The organism is Stenotrophomonas sp. STEN021 (assembly GCF_056760175.1).
Genome location: NZ_JBRREH010000023.1, coordinates 16357 through 38328, shown reverse-complemented (window position 1 = coordinate 38328; position 21972 = coordinate 16357). Strand labels below are relative to the sequence as shown.

The window sequence follows — 21972 nt, the reverse complement described above, 5'->3', positions numbered from 1 at the left end:
TGTTTGGGCCCGGCAGCGCATCTGCCTGCCGGGCCTCCCGATCCAATCTCTTGACGTTGGAGGCAATACGTGAACATGACCACAGAAGTCGAACTGCCGGTCGTACTCCCCGGCGTACCTCAAGAGGACCACTGCGTACAGAGACTGGCCGATGAGCTGGAGGAAATGGCCGGTATATCACGCGTGCATCTGCGCGGGGTAAGCGCAGGAGCTCCGGAGGCCCTATGCATTCACTATGACCCCGAGCTGATCTCACTTCAGCGCGTGCGCGAACTAGCGTCGTCTATGGGGATTGGCCTGGGTGAGCGATACGGCCATCTGTCCTTGGAGATGGACTCGTCCGTGCATGCCCGCAAGGCAAGGACGATCGCGGGGCAGCTACAAGCTATACCCGGTGTCGTTGAAGCGACCACCAGCCCTGCTGGAAGGGTGAACATCGAGTACGACCGGACCCAGACAGGAGAAGCTGATCTGAGGGCGAAGCTCGAGGATTTTGGAGTGGGAAGGAGCGGCCCCGCCCCCGACCAAGGCGCGCAAGGTCAGCACGAAGGTCACAATCATAAGGATGGGCAGGACCATGCTCATTCCCATGGTGGAATCCTTGGTGCCAACAGTGAGCTACTGTTCTCACTCGCATGTGGCCTGCTCCTCCTGATTGGCTTTGCACTTGAAAAGCTCGGCTTGCTCGCAAACGACTGGGTCCCTACTTCTCTTTACGTGGCTGCCTACCTGTTCGGAGGTTGGTTCACGCTCCGCGAAGCTATTGAGAACATCAAGCTAAAGCGCTTTGAGATCGACACGTTGATGCTTGTTGCGGCGGCAGGTGCTGCTGCGCTGGGCGCATGGGCAGAGGGCGCACTGCTTCTGTTCCTCTTCAGCCTCGGCCACGCGCTCGAACACTATGCGATGGGCCGCGCAAAGAGAGCGATTGAGGCGCTTGCCAAGTTGGCCCCGGAGACAGCCAGGGTTGTCAAAGACGGGAAGGTCACTGAAGTCCAGGTTGAGTCGCTGATACCTGGAGACGTGGTGGTTGTTCGTCCCAATGATCGGATGCCGGCGGACGGATTCGTTGTTAAAGGAACCAGCAGCGTTGATCAAGCGCCTGTAACCGGTGAGAGCATCCCGGTAGATAAGCTGCCGGTAGGTGATCGTGCGCTGGCGCGGGTGCGTCCGGACTCCGTTGAGATGCAGTCCCGCGTCTTCGCCGGCACCATTAACGGCTCCGGCGCAATGGAAGTTGAGGTGACCCGCCGATCAGGGGAGTCGGCCTTGGCCCGCGTCGTCAAGATGGTGAGTGAGGCCGAGACCAGAAAGTCGCCAACTCAACGCTTCACCGACAAATTCGAAAGAGTATTCGTTCCGGCAGTTCTGATTCTGGCAGTGCTGTTGCTTTTCTCGTGGGTAGTGATCGACGAGCCATTCCGAGATAGCTTCTATCGAGCGATGGCAGTACTGGTCGCGGCAAGCCCGTGCGCACTGGCTATTGCCACACCAAGTGCCGTTCTGGCCGGTATTGCTAGAGCGGCCCGGGGCGGAGTGCTCATCAAGGGTGGCGCCCCGCTAGAAGAACTGGGAATGGTTCGCGCCATCGCGTTTGACAAGACTGGAACCCTCACCGAGGGAAAGCCGCGAATCACCGACATTAAGGTGATGCAAGGCTCTACAGAGCAGGAACTGCTGCAGGTTGCGGTCGCCGTAGAGGCCTTGAGTGATCACCCACTGGCGGCAGCCATTGTTCGAGATGGCAACGCTCGCTTGGGAGAGGTTCCCGTGCCAGTAGCCACGGATCTCGCTAACTTCACTGGAAGCGGGGTTCAGGCGAGGGTGAATGGCCTAAACGTCTGGATCGGAAAGGCAGAGATGTTCGGCACCGGCGGCATCAGCACCCTGACTGCGGAGGCGCAGTCGGCCATCGACGAGCTTCGCAACGTTGGACGAACCACGATGGCAGTTCGCCTAGGTGACCGTGATATCGGTGTCATTGGCCTTATGGATACGCCGCGCCCAGAAGCACGAGAAGCATTGGACAAGCTGCGAAGCTTGGGCATCCAGCGGATGATCATGATTTCCGGCGACCATCAGACAGTGGCACAGGCCGTGGCAACGGACGTGGGCCTAGACGATGCTTGGGGCAATCTAATGCCCGATGACAAGGTGAAGGCCATCCGCCAGCTCAAGGATACGGAGCGAGTGGCGATGGTTGGTGATGGTGTGAACGACGCGCCTGCGATGGCGAGTGCGAGCGTCGGCATCGCGATGGGCGCCGCGTCCTCGGACGTTGCTCTGGAGACGGCCGACGTAGCACTCATGTCCGAAGACTTGAGGCAGGTAGCGTTCTCAGTGGCGCTTAGTCGACGCACCCGAAGTGTGATCCGCCAGAACGTTTACGTGAGCCTGGGCGTAGTGGCGGTGTTGGTGCCTGCGACAGTCATGGGTCTTGGGATTGGTCCTGCTGTAGCAGTGCATGAGGGATCGACTCTGTTGGTCGTGTTCAATGCGCTGAGACTCCTCGGCTACCGCCAATCCTGACATGCGCATTCTATTGATTGAGCGCGACCTCAAGGACGCAGCGCAAATTCTGGACTACTTCGAGTCCCGTGGTCATCAGCTTGATGTAGTGGCCGATGGTCTGGCGGGCCTACATCTGGCGGCTACCAATCTATACGACGCAGTCGTGCTTGACTGGTTGCTTCCTCGCATGGAAGGACTGGAGGTTCTTAAAAGGATGCGGCTTGACCACGGTGTTCCAGTGCCGGTTTTGATGCTGACCGCGAAGGACGACCTTTCGGACAAGATCACCGCGTTCCGCTCTGGTGTCGACGACTATGTAACCAAACCTTTTGATCTCACCGAGCTTGAGGTTCGACTGGAGGCCTTGGTCACTCGCACAGAAGGGCGGGTGACAAGGAGACAACTGGTGGTTGGAGATCTGACGTTAGATCTTAGGACATTGGAAGCTACAAGGGCTGGAAGGCGACTGCATCTTTATCCAGCTTGCCGGAAGCTCCTTGAGGCGCTGATGCGGGCAAGTCCTGCCGCTGTCACCAGGCAGCAACTGGAGAGCCGGCTTTGGGGCGATAACCCTCCTGACGACGACCTTCTGCGTTCACAGATGTCCAGCCTTCGCCGAGCTCTTGACGGCCCGTTTGATGAGAAAATGATCCAAACGTTGCCGCGCTTTGGTTATCGGCTGATATCAGTATCGGCACCTGTGCACTCGCCCCCTGCTAATGGTGAGGAGCAGCCATGATCTCGGAAAGGTCAGTGCAAACGTGGTGCGGCCAACTTCTTGGCTGTGGGCGCTGAGCGGCTCATGAGCATGTTGAAGCTCTCGGCTCTTCCGCTTGCTGCGTTCATGGGCGCAGCAATTTGGGGCGCTGCAGCCATGGTGCCGTTCGCACCAGGGCCGGACGAAGATATGTTCTGGATACCGGTGTCCTTAGCACTTACGAGCGCGGCGATAGCATCGGTTGCCGCAATCCTGCAAGACATGTTCTTGTTCGGACTGAAGAGATGGAGAGGCTTCAGTAAGGCCTACCCCAGTCTTTGCTCTGAGTTGGTCCCTTTCGTACTGTTCCCGATCGGTCTCACTCTTTCCGGAGCCGCAGCGTTCGATCCAATATTGCTGAGCTCTGTTCTTCTTTTGATTGGATTGTCATTTGGGGAGACGCTAACGTCTGCCGCGTACTACAGAGCTCGGGCAATGCCCACAGCGCTAGTAGTTTTTGTTGAGTGCAGCGCCCTCGTGTTTGCAGCATACATGTACCGGAAGGGCGTGCTAACAAACGTCAGCGTTACTAGCCGATCTTGGTTTGCGACATCTGTTGCATCCATGGGTCTGCTTTCGTTCCTTGTGGGCCGGTATTGGACAAATCTTCTGCGCGATTCTGAGGTGAAGTTCTCGCCCTTACTCAAGCGGCTCCTGGTAACCTTCATAGCTGAGGGGTCGACAACGGAATGGAGTCAATGGAGGCTGAAGCAACGTACGAAGAAGCGGAAACTTCCACAGAATCGGTCGAAATCGGCTTGAAAATTAGCTCTAGCTCTCCTCTGAGCGGACGAGGTAAGCACATATTCCAAACTTTGGGCGGCGGTGAGATGGCCGGATTTGAATCCTCGCTGGAGCGGTACTGGCTCCGGCTAGGCTACGTACCGCGATGTACCCACCACCTCGTTTCCCGTTAGAGTCTGCTACTGAGTCATGCGTTTTGCGTCAAATCCGCTGACGTCAAATTCGGCCATGACCGAGCCTTGCTGATACACATTGAACTCCACTCGGAGGCGCTTGGCTTTACCCAGCTTACTCGTGAGGGTCTTGTATCCCGGGATGAAGACCATCTCGCTGCTGTTGTCGGATGGCTCAGTTCCGGTGAAGGTTTTGGCGGACTCATCGTCGAATCGGATACGCACGGGGCAGGAGCTGAAGCTATGGCACAGGATCTGCCCCTTCTCGATGCTGACCATTACATCGTTGCCCCATCGAGGGTGACGCCTGATCGTGAGCTCTGCCTTCTGCCGGCCTGAGTAGGGGAAGTCAAAGTTGAAGCTGTTGGTGCTGGTTACCCGTGCCGTGCGGACGGGTTTTCCCGACATGTCATCCTGCTGGGTGGAATAGGACCACTGCAGGCCTATCGGGTTAAGCTCGGCGTGGAGTTGAGCCTCCAGCTTCGGCCGCATTGCATCAGCCTCCTTGGCTTGGGCCGAGCCGGCATGATTCTTGAGGATCAGCGTGAGGTTCGCCAAGCGTTCGGAAGTTGGCCGGGCCTGGTCCTTTGCGGCAGCCAGAAGTTCGGGCGCAGACACCTCGACCGTTGTTGCCTTCGCAGCGCTCTGGTCCGATGCGTGACCGGAGGCTGCCCCGCTCTGGCTGGCAGTGCCGCGGCTTGCCGATGGAGTGGCTACTTTCGTCTCGGGCCCCATGCCGTAGCCCAAGACCAACAGGACGAGAAGGCCGACGAGTCCAAGCATAACGAATGTTCCACAGCCCGACTTCTTCGGTGCTGGGCGCGGTGCCGGAATGGAGGTCGCAACAGGCGCTGCTGGCGCGGCTCGGTTCAGATCTGAAGACGGGCCCAGCGGTGGTGGAGTTGGGATGCCAGGAGTCGGGTTGACTCCTGCGGACATCGGGAATCCACAATTCGGACAAGCCGAAGCCTGATCACTGATTTGCTTGCCACATTCGCGGCAGTTCACCAAAGCCATGGCACCCCCTGTGCACACTTTGCCGAAGACAACGCTGTTCCAGGCCGAGGTGTTGCCCTCGGCAGTCCAGCCCTACGCGAATCGTAGCAGCGCATCGGCTGACGCGGCCATAGGACATGACGTACAGAATTTATAAAAAGCGACAATGCACTGCTGCTGCTGTAGGGAAGGTCACTACATCCCTAAGCGCCTTCGCAGAATGCAGGAAGACGGGTTGCTACCGGGAAACCGCGGCCACGTAAGGAGATTGATACTTTCCTGCGGTCCTGTGATGCAGGTCATTTAGGTAGCTTAATAGCCCATCAGAGATGGCTTGTTCGTCAGCCGCCACGGACCTTCCGAAGATGCTGGACAGGGCGCTGTTGACGTCCGGACGGGATCTTACCTTGGCCGATACATAGGCCAACCCGAAGTGGCCGATGATGATTGCGATGGCGTCCTCCAGGCAGAGGATCTGAGCCCAGCTGAAACTTCCTTCCACCGTCCCGCCGACCTTGCACAGCGCAACGAGCGATCGCTTGTCGCCGGTGATCAGGCCGGCGCTACTGTCCTCACAGAGCGCGGCAAACAGGGCCAGCTCTCCGCCATCTATGTCCGGTGTGCCATCCAGCAGGGCGTAGTTCGCCGATTCAACCAGAACCACGACCTCGCTCGCCTGCGCTACGAGTAGGTTGAGCTGCTCAACCGCCAGCGCGCTCCCCAGTTTGGCAAGCGCCTTGGCGGGATTGGCTGCGTGCAGCTGGAACCGCAGCTGGGCCAGGATCGAAAAGTCCCGAAGCTCGACCCGCAGGGCGGTGGCCATGTCCTGAAGGAGGCCGTACTGACAAAGCGCTTTGGCGGCGTCACTGTCCAAGAGGTAGTGCTTGGCGCTCATCAGAATCCTTGCATGCTGAGCAGGTAGGCGCGATTGTCGTCCGTGAGCCTGTCAACATCGCAGTTGGCCAGGAAGCGATCCTTGAGCAGTTCCTTTGCGTTGGCCTGGTCTGGGAAGTAGCCAAGGGCCTGATTAGCCAACAGCCAGTCATCATGATCGCGTGCGTAGCTCAAGATGATGTGTCCTGGGTCGACACTGAGGCTGTCGCCGAGACTCATGGCCATGTTTACCAGCTGGGCAGCCGACATCGTGCCGTGGTTATCGAGGGGAAGGGTAAGTCGCCCGTTGCGTAGCATGGCCAGTGCAAACTGATCGGCCTGGCGCTCCTCTGCGTCGCCATGCTGATCCGCCTCACGCTCGATAGCCTCCGTGATGGCGTCCATTCCCTCATCGATCAGCACGCCGGTACCGGCGACGTGGCCAAGGCAGATATGGGCCAGTTCGTGGGCTAGCACGAACAGCTGCTTTGCATTCTGGCCAGACTGGAAGCCTAGGACGATCACCGGCCTGTCTTCAATCCGCATGGCCATACCGGTAATGCGTTTGCTGCCGCGGGGGAGCTCCTTCAAGAACAGCACGGGGATACCGTGCTGCCAGCAGAAATCCAGCAACGACCCGAATCCTATTGCCGCAGCCCCGGTCGAGGTGCGCACCCTCTTGGACAGCTCCTTGGGGTCTGCCGGGAGCGGGTCGGCGGTGCCATCAGTGCAATACAGCGCAAGCTTGCCCAGGGCCATGCCCAGGCTCGAGCAGACCTGCAGCTCGCTCACCAGCGTGGCAGATCTCTTTTTGTAACGGGCAGGGCGATTTGAGGCGAGCACTTCAAGCTCACCGCTGTCACCAAATCGGACATCCAAGCCAAGCCGTTGCTTGAGTATCGAGGCAAACTCGATAGCCCCGCTGCTTGTCTTGAAAAGTGCGTTGTCCCACCAGTCCGGTAAAAGGCGAGATACAAAACTCTTAGGGTAGCCGGCCGCGCCGAGCGCGTGATATGCGCTCTTGACCGTCACCGTTGGCGTGTTCTTGTTCATCCTTGGCCTCCGTTGGGCCTAGGCCAATTCTTACATGTGGGCCCGCTGGTGGGCAAAAAGAAGCTTCGCCAGGCGATGAGCGTGCCCGTCGGTTCCATCCCATACAGCCGACAGAGCATCCATCAACACCTTGGACTCCCCGGGATCACTGGTGCCCTCGTATGCATCAATGCCTGCATATTTGCATAGATGCTTCAATGTCCGAGTAACGCGCTTGGGCCCACCGAACAAATTCCGGTAGACCTGAGGCTGGCCAATGCTCGCAGCGCGGGCAATCGCAGAACTGGTGGTGAGCCCGTCTGCCTCAAACCTTCCACGCAACTCCAGAGCCAGGCGGTGCGGCTGCTTCAGACGTTTCATGCAAATAGATATTGTGAAGTGCATATAAGCATAACTATGATATCCTCCCGCTGTACACCCCTCCGCCTTGGTTCCCATGAGAGAGCTACAGATCAAACAGGCTTTGGCCGGCCATCTGGCGAGGCAATCTGCTGTCCAAGCGATCTCGCTGCTGGAAGAGCTGCGGCTGCACGGTGGGGAGGTGCGGGCCGATCTGGTGCTGGTTGAGGATATGCATTGCTTTGAGATCAAGAGCGAGGCCGATAGCCTGTCCCGGCTGATCAATCAAGGCTCTCGTTACGGCTGGGTCTTCGATCGGGTCACCTTGGTCATGGCCCCCTGCCACGTGGCCAAGGCTATGGACCTGTTGCCGCCTTGGTGGGGTGCAATGGTGGTCGACGCTGAGACGGGTACCTTCCAGTGCTTGCGCGAGGCGGGCTTGAATGTCCGGCACAAGGCCGCATCCCTCGCTTCCATCCTGAACAAGGAGGAGGCATTGGAGGTACTGCGCTTGGAAGGGCAATTGAGAGGCTGGAAGAGCAAGAGCCTGTACCTGATCCAGCAGCACATCACCGAGACGCTGAGTCTGGAGGAGATCAAGGCACACATTCGCACTGCGCTGCTCGTGCGGGCGAACAGCGCAGTGGCGCTCCACTAATACTGTTTTTTCAGCACATAGCTGATGTGATGTGTCCAGAACTCAGAGATGTGCAGATGGCCGCCGGCTTTGTTCTTCAGCGGAACGGCTGGATCGACCCGATCTGCAATCAGGCGATCGCCGAATGAGAACGGGGCTCCCAAGAATTCGTTGGCATACACCGTGGTCATGACCTTGGAGATGGCGATCGACTCGGCCTTGGTGGCGTTCTGACCGCGTATGATGCGCCACTTGTCATTCAGGGCGTAGCGAATGATGACCCGATTGCCTCGCCGCTTGAGCGTCTCTTCGGACCAGTTGGGGTTGAGCGGTCCATAGTCGGCGAAGCCAATGAGCGTGTCCGGTGCCAACGCATTGATCTGCGTCCATAGCTCCCAGTCCTTGCGCTTTACCTCGCCAGCACCATTGATGTGAGCCAGCGATGCAGGGAAGGAACCCGACGCAAGGTGCACGTGCTTGAAGCCCTGGCCCTTCAGCGCCTGCAGGGAAGCCGCTAGCACCGGTCGGTTTGCAGCAGAGATCGCCGGCGTCTGGCCCAAGTCGACGATGAGTCGCTCCACCCGTTGTCGTAGTCCGGGGACTTCAAGGGCGGCCTTAACAATCAGGATTGCGCCTGGCGCATCGCCTGGCTCAGGGAGGCGCAGACGAAGGGCTATCTTCCTGTTGCCCAGGGATGGCCCAATGGCCGGGAAGTCCTTTGCCGCGGTGGCGGGGTTGAGGACCGGCGTGACCAGCTTGCCTGAGCCGCCTACCACCTTTAAGAACTCGTTGAGTTCCTTGATGCGGCTGGCATTGAGGTCGCCATCCGGATTGGAGTAATCAATCAGCGCTGGCTGCTTCCATACATCAGCATAGGATTCGAGCATGGATGCGTGCTGCCCAGGCAAGCGAACCTCGATGCACGGCAGGGTTCGCCCCACCACTGGAGCAACCAGCTCGGACAATGCGCGCTGCTCGAATTTCTGCCACTTGATGATCGGAACATATTGCGGATGCGTGTCGAATCGAGCCGCCATGGCCCCCTCCTTGGCAGTTAATATGTCCTGGCGAGCCATTGGTGGACATCGCCAGCAATATCACTCCTGAAGGAAACTCCCTCCATGGAGTAGCCCAGATACTCTTAGGGTTTTGAGAAAGAGTCAAATCACCCGACCCAAAGACCGAGCGCCATTTCATTTAGGCAAATGCCGGCTTCTCTCCATGCTCTTCAGCTGGCAAGCCCGTAACCCCGCACCGGTGCCCAATGCAATTGACACGGAGTGTGTGATGTCCGCAGCGGTACGCCACCGCCCAAAAATTTTAGGCTGGAAGCCGTAAGCCGCAGCAGTGGTACGCCGTTGGTTGCTCCGGCGGGGAGGTGACGAACGTCTGCGGGGACGGATCATGCCTGGGAAACGGGAGCCGGCCTCAAATTATCGCGTCAAGTACTGAGGGCGCAGTTCTGTGATAAGTAGCTCCTGATCCCTAAACGTTTTGGGTCAGGACAGGCATCGGCAACCATCCACCGCAAGCAGCGTGCTTGGAGGCCAATCCGTCTTGAGCCAGGTTGTGGTACTCACAGGTCGCCAGGCGCTGGTGTATCCAGCGCCTGAGCGCCAACCATCATTGGCTCTGTGGCGACACCTCCTTCGTCAGGATGGGAGGTCGACGGAACTCGATGCGGATGTCCAGGACCTAATGGCTGATCCGCCTCGCGAGGGGCCTGCGTAACACCGACTGAGAGGGGAGCTGGGCATGATCGTGTACCTGGGATGGGGTTCTCTGGTGTGGCAGCCTCGTGATCTATCGATGGTCGGGGGCTGGCGGGAAGATGGGCCGCCCGTGCAGGTGGAGTACCTGCGGCAGTCAGGCAACGGACGCCTTACCCTGGTTCTAAGCCCGAACACATCTGCGCTCCCATCGTTCTGGACCGTCTACGACGGTGGAGAGGATGTCCTGCAGGCCAAAGACAGCCTGCGTGCTCGTGAGAAAATTCTGCCTCGCAACCTTGATCGCCATGTTGGCGTCTGGCTTTCCGGATCAGCCGATCCGGCCGGCATCCCTGGGTTGCAGCAATGGGCTGCGGCCCGTGAGATCGACGTAGTTCTATGGACGGCCTTGCCGCCCAAGTTCAATGGCGAAGATAACCTGATTGCCAGTGCGGACGAGGTGCTGACCTACCTCAGTGATCTCAACGGTGAGGTGCGGGAGCGGGCAGAGGAGTACATCCGCCGCACGCCTTTGCAGATCGCGACACCCTACAGGCGGGACATCGAGCAACAGCTCGGGTGGACCCCGCTCTAGACGCGAGCGGCCGAAGGGGCATCTTGCCGACGATTGGAGAGCAGCAGTTACGCGGTCAGGATGAACCGTACGACATTGGCCAGCATCGCGCGGTCAATCTCGCCGGCGACACCGGGGTGCCGAATCGACCTCACCGACAGCCCATGCTCATGGTGCTGAAAGAAGTAGGCATCAAGAGAACCGAGGAACAGCTGCGAAGCGCCTACTCTTCGAGTAGGTGGACTATGAAGACCTGAGAAGCGAGCGAGGATGGCGCTGAGGTGCTTCGACGCCGCCGTCGACCTGGCCAGGTGACGAGCCGGCTAGGTCGTCGTGATGGGAGGGGCGACTGACGGTTCTATGGGGGGGGGCCAGAACGGGGTCGGAAGTATGAACGAATGTGCGACTTCCGACCCACCATTTAAGCTGTTTCAGTCGCAGCAAATCTAAGTTCTTGATTCTCGCCGGTAAAAAATTAGCTCGTAGCTTGCAGTGACAGGTGATCGTGCTAAAACTGAGTTGCCGGCACTGCCAGCCTCGACCTGCCGTCCAAGGGGACTGTCGCGAGTACTTTCACCAGTGATTAGAGAAATGGAAAGGAATGAAGCAAATACCGACACGCCCAGCACGTTAGATCTCATCACCAATTTTGGTGTGACGACCTTCAGTGCAGCATCCGGGCTCAGCGTTGATCGTAAGCACGCGTTCATGAGCTGGGCACAGTGCTCTGACATCCCGGACCAACTGGAAGTCACAAAGAGCCACGCGTGGACGAACCTGAAGGCTCTGCAGGGTGCGATGAACGATGCTCATCCCTTGCGCGGTCCAATTGACAGCGAGATCGATGATCTTCAGTCTGGCATGCAGGGCTTGGAGGAACGGATCTTGTCCGCCCAATCTCCTGACGAACTGGCGCAGGCTGTTCTGGAATACCAGGAACCGGTAAATGCCGCCGCCAGCATGTGGTCCGCGCGCACGCCGGGCACCAACTCCGGTGAGTCCTAAGGACGCACCGCCCGAGTCCCTAATAACTCGACAGATGTAACGGAAGGGCGTGCCGTACCCGGCACGCCTTCTTCTTTTGGGTGGAGTCCTGCGCCTCTGCTTTGGGATGCCATCGTGACCAAATGGCCTGTCATGGCCTGGCCGGGACCTGTGCCGGATAAGGTCGGATTTTGAGAGTATTCTCGGACCAGACCACAAGGAGGTTTTTGGACCATGCCTCAACCATCGGTTGGCCAAATCGAAGACGTGAAAGGTGCCGCGGTTCGGACTTTCATACGGATCTCGCAGGCGTGGCGGCTGTCTGACAATGAGCAACGCCAGATCCTTGGGGTGCCCGACCTGCCTCGGTTAGATGAGTCCGTGGAAGGAATGGTTGATGATTCGGTCCTTTTGCGGATCGGGTACATCCTTTCGATCTACAGGGCCTTGCACACCCTGTTCCCTGATGCGGCTCAAGCCGATACCTGGATCCATCGCGCCAACTCTGCGCCATTGTTCGGTGGTGACCCGGCCGTCAGGCCATTGTGCAGCGGGGCTGCTGGTAGCTTGCAGGCGGTCCGGGACTATCTTGAACTTCAATTGGGGTAATTCAGGTGCTGTCCCTACCAGGTCCGAGCCAGCGTACGACACCGAAGCACGGCGGGCTGATCCTTGTCAGAAGGCTTAAGTGATCGACAAGCCCTTGGGGAGGGGCAATGTAAGTGGACGCGACCTTTGAGGGGCCAGACATGAAGCCCTCTATCCTGGCATTGGACCTGGAAGGAACACTCATCTTTAACGCCATCAGCCAGATCCCACGGGCTGGCCTCTATGGATTTCTTGAGGATGCGCGATCGCGATTTGGGGAGCTGGTGATGTTTACCACCGTTCCTGAGGACCGGATGCGCAGCATCGCCGCCCTGCTGGTCAGCGAGGGCAGTGCTCCGGCCTGGTTCGCGCAGCTTCGATATGTGAAATGGTCCGGCAAGACCAAGGATCTTAGCTTTGTGTCTGCTCGCCTTGGCGAGGCGCTATTACTGGATGACCATGGCCCCTACGTCCACCCCGGGCAGGAGAAGTTCTGGGTGGAGATACCGCTGTTCGGATCTCCTTATCCGCTGGAGGACGAAGGCATGAAGGTCGCGTAACAGCAGCTGTTTAAACGAATCGAGACACTGCAAGCTGCCAAAGATCGCTGATCTGAGCCTGCCTAGGTTGGCCTATTCACTTCCGAAAAGTGTGGCTGGTCCCGACGCCACTGTGCAGTTCGGCCGCGCATGGAAGATGGTGCGCGGCACTGTGGCCAGTCGACTGGATCAGAGCTATGTGTCGCCGGAAAGTACCCCAAGGGTTGCTGTAACGGCATGAGCTAGTCGCGTTGATCGTGACTCGTGACACTCTTAGATATCGGCTTAATGCGATTGCTTTAGCGGCATGGATCAGGCTCAGGGTTCATAAAAAACTCGCAGCTAGTTGGCTCCTTACTCGCCAGCTACTAGGTGATAGAGAGTTCGTCGCCATCATTGAGGCATCCAAGCAGGCGTTCCATTGCGAGGCTGAGGCCGTCGTCTTCTGCTGGATAGGGAGATCCAAACAAAGGAATTTTCACCCATAGATGCTCTTGGCCAGGATGCACATAGGGGCCGTAATCATCGAGTAACAGCGCTTGACCTAGATGTGGCGAAATGAGTCGTAGGTCCTTTGTCTTCCCCGACCAGTTGATGTACTGGAGTGATGCAAACCAGTCAGGGGCACTGCCATCTCGAGCCAGAAGTGTGGCGATGGTCCGAAATCGCTCTTCGGGAACAGTGGTGAAGATCATCAATCGATCAAATCGCGTTCGGACGTCCTCCAGGAACCGGCAGAGTCCGGGCCTGGGAATCTGACTGATTGCATTGGAGATGAGCGTTCCTTCAAGGTCCAGCGCCAAGATTGTCGGCTTCATCCCCTGTCTCTGCGAAAGATGCTTGCGCACACATTGCTCCTTTGGCGTGTCTCTGTCTATCTCGCGCGCCTACTGGTTAGGCGAATGCTTGAGCCCGTAGTTCGCAGTGGGGCCGGTTGGACTGGGTTACCTGTTCCAGTAGCTTGCAAGTGACACCGAGGCGGCAGAAGGTTCGTTAGGCGTGAACGATCACTCTGACTCAACTGCAGCGACTCCCAGACGAATCAATAAGTTGTGATTGGGGTCTTGGCGTCCGCCTGCATTCATTCTCAACAATGAACGTCCGACCTCGGCAATCAATGGAAATGACAACTGAACGTAGACCCCCCATGCTTCGATGCTCTTCCGGCGGACAGCCACGTCGCGGTGCACAAGCAAGGATCGGCTTGCGAAAAAGAAATCCGCAAACATCTCATGCACGGTCATTGCCAACACCTCGCTTCGCTAGGGCCTCACGTAGAGAAGCGATCTGGCCGCGGAGGTGAGCATTCTCATCGGATAGGCGGACGTGTTCCTCCTTGTCCCTAAAGGTCGCAGTTCCGCGTATACGTCGCTGTACATCTCGTACGTAAGCAGCTTGGCTGCCAAGGCTTTCTTGGCCAAGTGCACTTGCGATTGACATCGCGATTGCATCGCCTCCTGTGTCTAAGCCCAGTTCAATGCGGGCGTCCAACTCGCGCTCCAGATAGGCGTTGGTGAATCCGCGTCGCCAAGCGTGAAGCCCAGCTCCCCTGGGCCAAGCAAGCGCAATGCGGGCCTTGCTAAACATCGTGGATACAGCGCCAGCGGTGAGTGGATTCCCGGTCCTCTCGTTGAGAAATACAGCGCGACTCACACTATCCGTACGTTGGATGATCGCGCGTCTTTCGTTGTCGATGTAATCAAGCACCTGCAATGCAGCGCCAGCGGGCACACTGAAACTATTGCTGTAGCCAAATTTCTGTGCCGATGGTGCTATCTGTAGGTCCGTGTCAGGCCGATTGCGTGCGGGATCGAAGTCACCTGTGGTCAGGCTGAGGATCGATCCCCGTCGCCATCCGACGGCCCACGCCAGCCCAAAAAGAAGGCAGTTCCGACGCGCCTGATCTGGCGGGCAGGTATCGTAGAAGTACTCGGTGAGCGCGGCGCGATCGGCTTCACCTGGTACAAAGCCCATCCTGTGCTTGCTACGTTCTCCGGCATTGCGGAAGGTCAACGGATAGCGCTTACGTGGTGAAGCTATCTTTTCGGATCTTTCATCCACCAACGTGCTTGTAATCTGGCAAGCTGTGCGACCGAGTAGACGACGGCCGTTGCCATACACGTAATCCCGCTGTAACCAAGCGTAGAACAAGTAAACGTTGCGCAAGTCAAGGTTGACTGTGCGCCGCCGGGCCTGCTGGTCGCCACTGCTATTGATCGCATCACGTGCCATCAGCCCATCGCGGAACTGTTTGATCAAGTTATCCGAGGCTTGCCACAGTTCAAGTCTCCGTTCGGCTAAGTATCGATACCACTTCACCAGTGTGTAGGCGCGGTTTTCAACCGTCTTGTTAGCCAACTGCTGCGTATCAATGCAGTCAATGATGTAATCCAAGAATGGCCAGTCAGTATGGCCATCAGATCCCGTTAGATGCCAGAATATCCGTCCGTCATGGGCGCGGTCCTTACGTAGGACGACTCTGTCGACGCAAATCAAATTACCACCTCCACTCGGTCGTTGAGTGATACGGGGTCGGTGATCTTGGGCACGGCTAAAGATATCAACTGGTCAGAGCTGGAATCGATCTTCAGCATCTGGGTGGCAACCACGACCGTGCGCTGGTTGGCAAGGCAGTGAACTTCCTCCCACCAGCCGATAGTTGGCGACTGTGCCGTCGGCCAGACGATGATCAAGGTTTCGAATTCACTCCCCTCGAACCAGCTATGGGGAGCCGTTCCAGTGTGCATCTCGACGATGTTGGTGCATCGCATGTGTTTGTGATGCCATTGCCGCAGAAGGGCATCGCGCTGGGAATCGCTCAGCCCCACCACACACACCGAACCCTCTAAAGCAGCTTGATAGCATACCCCCAGTAGTGCAGCCTCGAGCTGCTGTTGCGCTATCTGAAGCACCAAATCACCTTTGCGGTCAGCCCGTCGAGAGTCGTACGAAGGCAGCTGTAAGACACCATCTGAGTCAATCGCGGGGATACGTCCATCATCGGTGACTAATTGCGCTAGCCGCGTCTCCTCCGATTCGCAGCGCTTCAACATCGTCGCCACGACATCGTCCCCAGATCGTGCTGATCCATCATCGACGACGGTCAGGCAGCATACGTGCCGCACGTTGGCCAGAATGCGGGCTAAGACACGAACCCTGGCTCTGGCGGTGACCCATATCACCCGGGTCGCGCTTTCCAGCAAGGCGCAGGGCATGCCGATTTTCTGCTGTTCCACGATAGTGGCGCCAGGCAATCGAGTCCGTAGACAGTTGGTGACGACCGCGCTATCAGTCACGACAACTGTGATGCCACCCTGTGGCGCGGTTTCAAGGCGGCTATGTAGCTGTGCGATTTGGTTGGTATCCGTCCACCCTCGCACCCAGTGAATTCTTCTCGGCTCCGAGGGTTGCGCGTCTACTTCTGGACGATCCGCAGGTTCCCAAGCGCCGCCTGCATCGCCGCTACACATCATATGGAGCCGCGTTGCAACGAATGTGATCACATGGCTTGTTGCATCACTGATCCACGCATCCCGTGGGGCGTTGACAATGCGGCCAGATTGACACGAAGCAGAGATAGCTAGCGTTGCACCTACGCGATCACCTAAGACGCTCACCAGCGCCTCTCGCAAGTCGGAATCCGGCAATGCATCCCGTCCAACATCGAGCGCCTGATGCATCAGGTCATCCACGGCGCCACGCAGCCGACGAAGGTCGTGAGATTGAACGCCGAGATTGCCCGCAATGGCGTCCACCGTAGCAAAGGACGCAAAGGCGAGCATTCTATAAGGGTCATCGTTTAGCATCGCAGCGGCAGCTTCGCCATAATGGTCCAGCATATGTGCGGCCAACTCGTCGCTTGCTTCGTGCTCGTTCATCTCTCGCACCAATGCCAAATGGTGGGTCTGGCGCTGCCAGTACTCCACAGCTTGCGTGGCCCAGCAGTCCGCTAACGGGTGGGGGGCGAGCACTTCCGCGAGTTCTGTGTATCGGGCTCTAGTAAGAGCATCACCAAGTGATCCGGGCCAACGCTTCTGCCAGCGCGCCGCCCGGTATTCCACCAAGCCTGGAATGTGGTAGCTCAGAAAGCGTGAAATCAGAGCACCTGGGGGCAGGGCGCGCTCTCCGCGCTGAACTTGCCATAGCTCTCCACCCATAGGGTGATGCATCGCCCTCCCCAAGAATCTCCATACCTGCCCTGTCTTGGGTCCAGCGGGCAGTACGCCAGTGGGAACATGGATGCGCCAAGCTCCATTCTCGGTTTGCCAGCGTACAAACAGGCCAGCTTCATCAATCTCCAGTACGCTTTCAATCATGCCGATGTGCCACACCGGATCCTCGTTCGCTAATGTGCCCTTCATGATCGAATGATCCGACCGGATGACAGTAGCCATGAGACGGACTTCAGTTGACGCTTGAGTTGCGCGTTCTCTTCGCGCAGTCTGGCGAGTTCGTGCTCGATTACCGCCTGAGTGGGGCATCTGGTGTTTGAAGGATAAGACAGGGAGTCGTCGCCACCATCCAGTGAATCTATCAGTGCGCGCAGGTCGACGTTACTGTTGGCCGAAGACCGGCTAAGGCCAACCAAGCGACACAGAGCAGCACGGTTTACCCGACCACGAATTCGCGGAACCCTATGGCCCTCGGTGAGCCAGCCCTCCAGTCGTTCCACCAAAGAGATGCCTGGATCATTTGCCTTAGGTGCCATGGCCGCTCTTCCTCAGCGGAGTAATTTTTGCCATCAGAGCGGCTAACTCTGCGTTGCGCCCGCGCTCCTCGTTCAGAGCACTGCTCAAGCGGTCGAACACGCGTTTGAACTCTTCAGTTTCGCCTTGATGCTTGGCCTGCAGGTTTGAGTAATCACGACGCAAGTCCCGAATTTGACGCTGTTGCTCTCGGATTTCCCCAATACGCAGGTCTACGGCCTGGCGCGTCAATCGTAGCTCCACCTCAAGGCGGCGCAGGGTCGACGCTCGCCCTTCTTCCATTTGGCTCCTTGCGCGATCTCGCAAGGTGGCGATCAGTCTTACCGCCTGCTCTGTACTGGTTGGTCGTTTCGCAAGTGTATCGTTGCCTGTAACACTCAGCCTGGGCAAGGCGGTCCTCAGTTCAGGTGAGTTCTGCGAACCATCCCATTGCTTGAATTGACGCAAGCTCGACGGAAAATATTCCAGTAGCTTTCTGTCATGCGTATCCAGCAAGGTGTGTCCACTCGCGTCGTGCCGATAGGGGATGCCGTTGCTTGCCCAGTCGCGCAGCACAGCCAATTTTCGGTCGATTGCCGCCTGCGCGGCCTGCTTGGCAACTTGCGACTGGTGAGCTGAGGTCTTCATGACTTGGCCCGCTGAGCCCGCAAGGCGCGCATGTGCTCGGCATTGGAGTCCATGTTCTCCCGTGTGAGACTGATCAAGCGGTCAAGATTGGAGTGATCAAAGCGAGCGCGTGCCTGCTGCATCGGGGGTAGCAGAATGTCGTGCGCTTCCTGCTCCAGTTGCCGCAAGTCCTCTTGCAGGTTCTCCAAGTAAGCCTCATTGTTGAAATGATAGGGGCAGGCGTGACATTGGCGCGCACCAGCATGCTCGCGTGCAAGCTCGCCTGCGCGCTCACATCGCGCCTTCAGGTGACGATTGCTGTCTGGCGCGTGGCATTGGCCATGGCTCATTGGCCGCACTCGGTAGCCGCGCCCGGCGAGCTTATCGGCAATCTCGGGTATCTGATCAGCGCCTATCGTGATCTGCGAAGACATCTGTCGATACAGCTTCCGCACAACACGACTAAAGCCTCCTGCGGTGGGTCTACCTTCCAGAACCTGTTCGATCGCCTGCTCCAATTTCTCTCGCTCAACCTCAGCCAATGCAGCGTCCAGGTCACCTTGCTGTTCATCGAGTGCAGTGCGCACCTTCTCATTAGCGACCATGAACCGGTCGCGTCCCAGGGTAGCGCGGATCTGCTCAGCTAATGGGCGTGATGCGGGATCGGTGACGTATACTCGCGTCATCGCTACGTCAAGATGTCGCAAATGTTGCTTGAGCGCGCGCAACTCGGCGTGGTCGTACTGATGGTAGTAAAGAATTGCATAGAAGCGTCGGAACATATGAGTGGAGAAGGGAGAACGTTCCGCGTCGCCAAACGCTACCTGCAAGAAGCTCGATAAAGATCGCGTGCGCCCCTTATCGAAGGTGAATGCATAGTGGGCTTCTGGCTTCACTCCAACTTGGGTGCGTCGCCCGCAAGCGAATAAGCTATCACCAGCAGTGATCGCGGTATCGAACGGAGCGCAGGCAATTTTAAGCATCTCTAGGCAGCGCAGGGAATCGGCAGAGGTGCGATTGATGTAGAAGGTATGGCGATCGAAGTACGTCTTCTGGATGTAGAAGCTTGTCTGATAGATCCCAAGATCGTCATCGAGAACTTCTAGGTCGCCCACGCGCACGCCAATATGAGGATCGCAGATCTCTCGCTGTCGGCGGGCGTTCATCGCGGCCAATAGCACGCCGCACGCTCCCTGGACTGCACCAATCAACTGTTCCACCGTATACACATCATCCTGCTTGCCGTAATGGCCGCTATTAACCCAGCGGGCCACGGGCTTTCCTGTCAGCGTGCCAAGTTCTTTGGTAATAGGCTGTGACTGCAGCCATTCGGCCGATAGGATTGGGGCGGGTGTAACGGCGCACTGGACAGCCTTTGCGTACTGGCAGAGTTCAACAACGCGTGGCGCGACGTCATACAGAAGGCGCAAGGAAGCCTTCAGAAGATCAATCGCCGTTGGCAGGCTGAGGTTGTCGGTGCGCCCTGCTGCCTTAAGTGACATACGCGCTGCGACATGCGAGGGTCGGTTAGCAACGCGGTGCCGAAGGCGATCAACAGTAGCGGGTAGATTGCACCAGTCGTTAAGCCAGCCCAGTGTGTTATGAACTACTCCTTCTCCTGGAGCACCGTCTGAGATGACGGACCGGTCTGTCCATCCCTGCGAGAGTGGTGCATCCACCATGCTCTCGATGCGCGCCTTGATGATCTCTGGAAGTCCCAGAATCCCGCCCCAGCCTAGTCGTGCTCGCCAGAAAGGCTGCAGAAGCGTTTCGATGTGCGCGATAGAGCCACCTTGAATGCGGTAGTGGAAACCGCGGGCGAGCTCGTCAGGTGTGATCACATCAAGAGCGCGGTGCCATCGGGCGGTCAGGTCCAATGCTCCGGGCCAGCCACGGGTAACAAACTCTTTGATCAAGGTGCTGGTGTGTTCTGAAGTAGCGTCAGATAGGCGATACACACCGTGTGCACGTAGCCAGTCGAGAGTATGGCGGAACAGGTAGAGCTGGCGACTAAGCATGCGCGGCGCAGGCATGCCCGTTTTTGCGCTAAGCAGTCGGCGATCGGCGATGGCCAGTGCGGTGGCCAAGTACGCCGGCTCGTCGGGCAGCCGTGATACGGCTTGGTGCGAGCTGGTCGGAGGGAGAAATAGTTCGGACAGATCAAATTGGTGAGTGCTGTCGTCTGCTCGATAGCTCAGGTAAGTCCCTTCCAGAGTCAAGCGGTTGGACTGAACCAGATAGGGATCGGATGCAGTGGAAGCGGATTCGGAACCAAGTCGTGCTTTAGGCAGCATCATGTCAGTGCCCTTTGCGCGTTTCGGAGAAGGTCTGGGCGACGGTCCTGCACGATCTTCAATAGCACGTGCATATACAGCAGGCGAGGAAGGTGAATGCGGGAGAATGCCTCAGGATTGGAGCGTGAGAGCTCGAACCAACGTGCGCGATAGTAACTCTGGGTTCGTAGTGCCATCTCTAGCGTGTGCTCGTCGGCGTGAAGCCGATAGTGAGGACAGCCCACCCCTGTCTGGCAATGCAAGCCCGCACATGGTTCGTCGGTTTCCATTGAGTGGCCTGGTGGTCCGGAGAAAGGGTTCGTGCACAAGCCCCCGTCACCGGTGGGTAGCATGAGCGCGGCATCGACATCGAGCAATCGTAGTTGGCGCTTATCTACGAGGGTCTCGCCGCCTTGAGCGAAAGTAATCGTGGTCTCGATGCGGCGCTGAAACTGAAGCATGTTTGCTTCGTTCATGCGGAAGAAGAGCGTGTCACGGAGGTACGAATCAGTGACGGTCAAGTCGTTATGTCCAAGTAGGACGCGTACCGCCTCGAGATCACGCTGCGGGAGGTAAGTGAGCCCAGCCTTCAGCGTTCGTATCTCCGAAGGTCTGAAGCGTTCTAGGCCATTTCTCTCGCAGAAGGCGTGGATTCGCTTGTCCGAGGTGAAGGCTGTGATGTTGGAGAAGTTGTCGCGTTGCCAGCCAAACCAGACACGACGTTCGGAAGCGTCTATCAGTCCGGCCTTCTCCAGTTGGCTACGGTTCCATAGAAGTAAGGAAACCGCCTTGCACACCATTCTCGCGGAAGGTGGGATGTCTACGACTGGAGTGTCGTCGTCGGTTTTGCCTTTGTATCCTTGAAGTCGATACCCTCCTTGGACAAGTGGCTGAATGCCATTAAGGGTGAGCGAGCCCACCGAGCCGGTGTTCCAGCCCGTGTGTAGCATTAGGGCAAGAAAGATGGCGGTCAACACCGCGTTGGGCAGTCGATCGCGTGCGTGGAACCATGGTGAAGATACCGCGCGAAATAGGTATGCGCCGAAACCTTCAAGCGCTGCGAACTCCTCTTGCACGGGATAACGTCCGATGGGCCAACCGTTCGCTGCGTATGCCGTGCGCGGGCCGGTTTGCTCCTGCAGAAGCACTGCGACGATGTCGCTGATCGGAGCATCTTGTAATCTGACACGCCCCCCGACAGGGTTCGATGCGTTCATCCAGCGAAGGACCAGGTCGCGCGTGCCTTCTGGAACTTGGACGATTAGCAGTTCCTCCTGCCACGTGCAGAGACGCTCGTACGCCGCAAACTCATTGGCGATCGCGGATTCAATCGCATTATTGCGACTCTGCAGGAGCGCGTGAGTCTTCTGGCGTAGATCGTCCCAGTCTTCGTGAGATTGGACGGCAATACTTGCCGGAAGATCATTTCGGCGGAGCTTCGGCGGGCGACGTAGTCGGGGAAAGTGTTCTTGGATCGTGTGCTGCAAACTATTTCCGTCCTTGAGAACGTCAGGCCCGGATGTGATGACCTGACGAAGCGCCGCTGAGTACTTGGTCCTAGTATTAATGGAGAGGCCCTGCGTGCTCTGAAGGTCGCCCTCGATAGCATGCAGTAACGCAACTACCTCTCCTGCGGTGATTTGGTCTACACGCTTTCGCAACAAAGCGATGGAACCGATCTGTAGGCACTTGAGTGCCCGTCTGAAGGAGGACACCGGGCCGCAAGGCATAGGTGTCAAGAGGGCTTTTTGCTGGAAGGCGACTACCGCTTGGTAAAGCGCTGAATCCGCTGGCCAATCTGACAGATCCAGCAAGCTGGTGCCGATGCTGCGCCTGCCTCCGCGTTGACGCTCCACTGAAATGGCAAGATCTCGCTTCTCGCTCCCTGCTATACGCGATCCTAGTGATCC

At 57.8% G+C, this 21972-nt stretch carries 18 protein-coding genes; 7 read left to right on the top strand and 11 right to left on the bottom strand.

Annotated features, from left to right (window positions below; translation table 11 throughout):
- Window positions 1-75: 75 nt before the first annotated feature.
- From ACVOL0_RS07140 to ACVOL0_RS07130, 3 genes are all read left to right on the top strand, one after another.
- Window positions 76-2529, top strand: a complete 2454-nt coding sequence (locus tag ACVOL0_RS07140) for a heavy metal translocating P-type ATPase (protein ID WP_232767661.1) — start codon at window positions 76-78, stop codon at window positions 2527-2529.
- 1 nt (window position 2530) lies between these two features.
- Window positions 2531-3250 (top strand): response regulator transcription factor, encoded by a 720-nt coding sequence (locus ACVOL0_RS07135; protein WP_054663593.1) that lies wholly within the window; start codon window positions 2531-2533, stop codon window positions 3248-3250.
- A 63-nt stretch (window positions 3251-3313) separates the two neighbouring features.
- Window positions 3314-4030 carry a hypothetical protein gene (locus ACVOL0_RS07130; RefSeq protein ID WP_101116303.1) on the top strand — a complete coding sequence of 239 codons (717 nt, stop codon included), beginning with the start codon at window positions 3314-3316 and terminating at the stop codon, window positions 4028-4030.
- A 161-nt stretch (window positions 4031-4191) separates the two neighbouring features.
- Here the strand turns inward: ACVOL0_RS07130 and ACVOL0_RS07125 are convergent, their stop codons facing one another.
- The 4 genes from ACVOL0_RS07125 to ACVOL0_RS07110 all read right to left on the bottom strand — a co-directional run bounded on the left by ACVOL0_RS07125 (window position 4192) and on the right by ACVOL0_RS07110 (window position 7467).
- Window positions 4192-4968, bottom strand: coding sequence for a hypothetical protein (locus ACVOL0_RS07125; RefSeq protein WP_101099247.1), 777 nt, complete (start codon window positions 4966-4968; stop codon window positions 4192-4194).
- 451 nt (window positions 4969-5419) lie between these two features.
- Window positions 5420-6076, bottom strand: a complete 657-nt coding sequence (locus ACVOL0_RS07120) for a hypothetical protein (RefSeq protein WP_101099248.1) — start codon at window positions 6074-6076, stop codon at window positions 5420-5422.
- Window positions 6076-7107, bottom strand: coding sequence for an ImmA/IrrE family metallo-endopeptidase (locus ACVOL0_RS07115; protein WP_101099249.1), 1032 nt, complete (start codon window positions 7105-7107; stop codon window positions 6076-6078). The genes ACVOL0_RS07120 and ACVOL0_RS07115 overlap by 1 nt, the downstream gene beginning before the upstream one ends.
- Before the next feature lie 30 nt (window positions 7108-7137).
- Complete coding sequence (locus tag ACVOL0_RS07110; RefSeq protein ID WP_102946302.1) at window positions 7138-7467, bottom strand: hypothetical protein; 330 nt, start codon at window positions 7465-7467, stop codon at window positions 7138-7140.
- A gap of 76 nt (window positions 7468-7543) precedes the next feature.
- Here ACVOL0_RS07110 and ACVOL0_RS07105 point away from each other — a divergent pair, with 76 nt between their 5' ends.
- A complete protein-coding gene (locus tag ACVOL0_RS07105) occupies window positions 7544-8104 on the top strand; it encodes a sce7726 family protein (RefSeq protein ID WP_101099251.1) in 561 nt (186 codons plus the stop codon).
- Here the strand turns inward: ACVOL0_RS07105 and ACVOL0_RS07100 are convergent.
- On the bottom strand, window positions 8101-9120 hold the full coding sequence (locus ACVOL0_RS07100) for a beta family protein (RefSeq protein WP_157825119.1): 1020 nt from the start codon (window positions 9118-9120) through the stop codon (window positions 8101-8103). The two genes, ACVOL0_RS07105 and ACVOL0_RS07100, sit on opposite strands and share 4 nt — an antisense overlap.
- A 718-nt stretch (window positions 9121-9838) precedes the next feature.
- Between ACVOL0_RS07100 and ACVOL0_RS07095 the strand changes: the two genes are divergently transcribed.
- The 3 genes from ACVOL0_RS07095 to ACVOL0_RS07085 all read left to right on the top strand — a co-directional run bounded on the left by ACVOL0_RS07095 (window position 9839) and on the right by ACVOL0_RS07085 (window position 12498).
- Complete coding sequence (locus tag ACVOL0_RS07095) at window positions 9839-10387, top strand: hypothetical protein (protein ID WP_101116305.1); 549 nt, start codon at window positions 9839-9841, stop codon at window positions 10385-10387.
- A gap of 570 nt (window positions 10388-10957) precedes the next feature.
- Window positions 10958-11371 (top strand): hypothetical protein, encoded by a 414-nt coding sequence (locus ACVOL0_RS07090; RefSeq protein ID WP_101099255.1) that lies wholly within the window; start codon window positions 10958-10960, stop codon window positions 11369-11371.
- 728 nt (window positions 11372-12099) lie between these two features.
- Window positions 12100-12498: a hypothetical protein gene (locus tag ACVOL0_RS07085; RefSeq protein WP_101099348.1), complete on the top strand. Its 399-nt coding sequence runs from the start codon at window positions 12100-12102 to the stop codon at window positions 12496-12498.
- A gap of 347 nt (window positions 12499-12845) precedes the next feature.
- Here ACVOL0_RS07085 and ACVOL0_RS07080 read toward each other — a convergent pair whose 3' ends face one another.
- The 6 genes from ACVOL0_RS07080 to ACVOL0_RS07055 form a co-directional block, all read right to left on the bottom strand.
- On the bottom strand, window positions 12846-13325 hold the full coding sequence (locus tag ACVOL0_RS07080) for an NIF family HAD-type phosphatase (protein ID WP_232767659.1): 480 nt from the start codon (window positions 13323-13325) through the stop codon (window positions 12846-12848).
- 159 nt (window positions 13326-13484) lie between these two features.
- Window positions 13485-13721, bottom strand: coding sequence for a hypothetical protein (locus tag ACVOL0_RS07075; protein WP_146033470.1), 237 nt, complete (start codon window positions 13719-13721; stop codon window positions 13485-13487).
- Window positions 13708-14871 carry a site-specific integrase gene (locus ACVOL0_RS07070; RefSeq protein WP_101116217.1) on the bottom strand — a complete coding sequence of 388 codons (1164 nt, stop codon included), beginning with the start codon at window positions 14869-14871 and terminating at the stop codon, window positions 13708-13710. The genes ACVOL0_RS07075 and ACVOL0_RS07070 overlap by 14 nt, the downstream gene beginning before the upstream one ends.
- 98 nt (window positions 14872-14969) lie before the next feature.
- Window positions 14970-16871, bottom strand: a complete 1902-nt coding sequence (locus ACVOL0_RS07065; protein WP_172448145.1) for a helix-hairpin-helix domain-containing protein — start codon at window positions 16869-16871, stop codon at window positions 14970-14972.
- Between the two features lie 303 nt (window positions 16872-17174).
- Window positions 17175-17810, bottom strand: coding sequence for a hypothetical protein (locus ACVOL0_RS07060; protein ID WP_101099260.1), 636 nt, complete (start codon window positions 17808-17810; stop codon window positions 17175-17177).
- Window positions 17807-20086, bottom strand: coding sequence for a hypothetical protein (locus ACVOL0_RS07055; protein ID WP_146033471.1), 2280 nt, complete (start codon window positions 20084-20086; stop codon window positions 17807-17809). Before ACVOL0_RS07055 ends, ACVOL0_RS07060 begins: the two co-directional genes overlap by 4 nt.
- Window positions 20087-21972: the final 1886 nt, after the last annotated feature.

What these genes read in the sequence shown, in the direction of transcription:
- ACVOL0_RS07105 (WP_101099251.1), top strand. Translation starts at nt 7,544, where the DNA reads ATGAGAGAGCTACAGATCAAACAGGCTTTGGCCGGCCATCTGGCGAGG.
- ACVOL0_RS07085 (WP_101099348.1), top strand. Translation starts at nt 12,100, where the DNA reads ATGAAGCCCTCTATCCTGGCATTGGACCTGGAAGGAACACTCATCTTT.
- ACVOL0_RS07140 (WP_232767661.1), top strand. Translation starts at nt 76, where the DNA reads ATGACCACAGAAGTCGAACTGCCGGTCGTACTCCCCGGCGTACCTCAA.
- ACVOL0_RS07135 (WP_054663593.1), top strand. Translation starts at nt 2,531, where the DNA reads ATGCGCATTCTATTGATTGAGCGCGACCTCAAGGACGCAGCGCAAATT.
- ACVOL0_RS07115 (WP_101099249.1), bottom strand. Translation starts at nt 7,107, where the DNA reads ATGAACAAGAACACGCCAACGGTGACGGTCAAGAGCGCATATCACGCG.
- ACVOL0_RS07055 (WP_146033471.1), bottom strand. Translation starts at nt 20,086, where the DNA reads ATGATGCTGCCTAAAGCACGACTTGGTTCCGAATCCGCTTCCACTGCA.
- ACVOL0_RS07065 (WP_172448145.1), bottom strand. Translation starts at nt 16,871, where the DNA reads ATGGCTACTGTCATCCGGTCGGATCATTCGATCATGAAGGGCACATTA.
- ACVOL0_RS07125 (WP_101099247.1), bottom strand. Translation starts at nt 4,968, where the DNA reads ATGCTTGGACTCGTCGGCCTTCTCGTCCTGTTGGTCTTGGGCTACGGC.
- ACVOL0_RS07095 (WP_101116305.1), top strand. Translation starts at nt 9,839, where the DNA reads ATGATCGTGTACCTGGGATGGGGTTCTCTGGTGTGGCAGCCTCGTGAT.
- ACVOL0_RS07120 (WP_101099248.1), bottom strand. Translation starts at nt 6,076, where the DNA reads ATGAGCGCCAAGCACTACCTCTTGGACAGTGACGCCGCCAAAGCGCTT.
- ACVOL0_RS07075 (WP_146033470.1), bottom strand. Translation starts at nt 13,721, where the DNA reads ATGACCGTGCATGAGATGTTTGCGGATTTCTTTTTCGCAAGCCGATCC.
- ACVOL0_RS07090 (WP_101099255.1), top strand. Translation starts at nt 10,958, where the DNA reads ATGGAAAGGAATGAAGCAAATACCGACACGCCCAGCACGTTAGATCTC.
- ACVOL0_RS07130 (WP_101116303.1), top strand. Translation starts at nt 3,314, where the DNA reads ATGAGCATGTTGAAGCTCTCGGCTCTTCCGCTTGCTGCGTTCATGGGC.
- ACVOL0_RS07060 (WP_101099260.1), bottom strand. Translation starts at nt 17,810, where the DNA reads ATGAAGACCTCAGCTCACCAGTCGCAAGTTGCCAAGCAGGCCGCGCAG.
- ACVOL0_RS07110 (WP_102946302.1), bottom strand. Translation starts at nt 7,467, where the DNA reads ATGAAACGTCTGAAGCAGCCGCACCGCCTGGCTCTGGAGTTGCGTGGA.
- ACVOL0_RS07100 (WP_157825119.1), bottom strand. Translation starts at nt 9,120, where the DNA reads ATGGCGGCTCGATTCGACACGCATCCGCAATATGTTCCGATCATCAAG.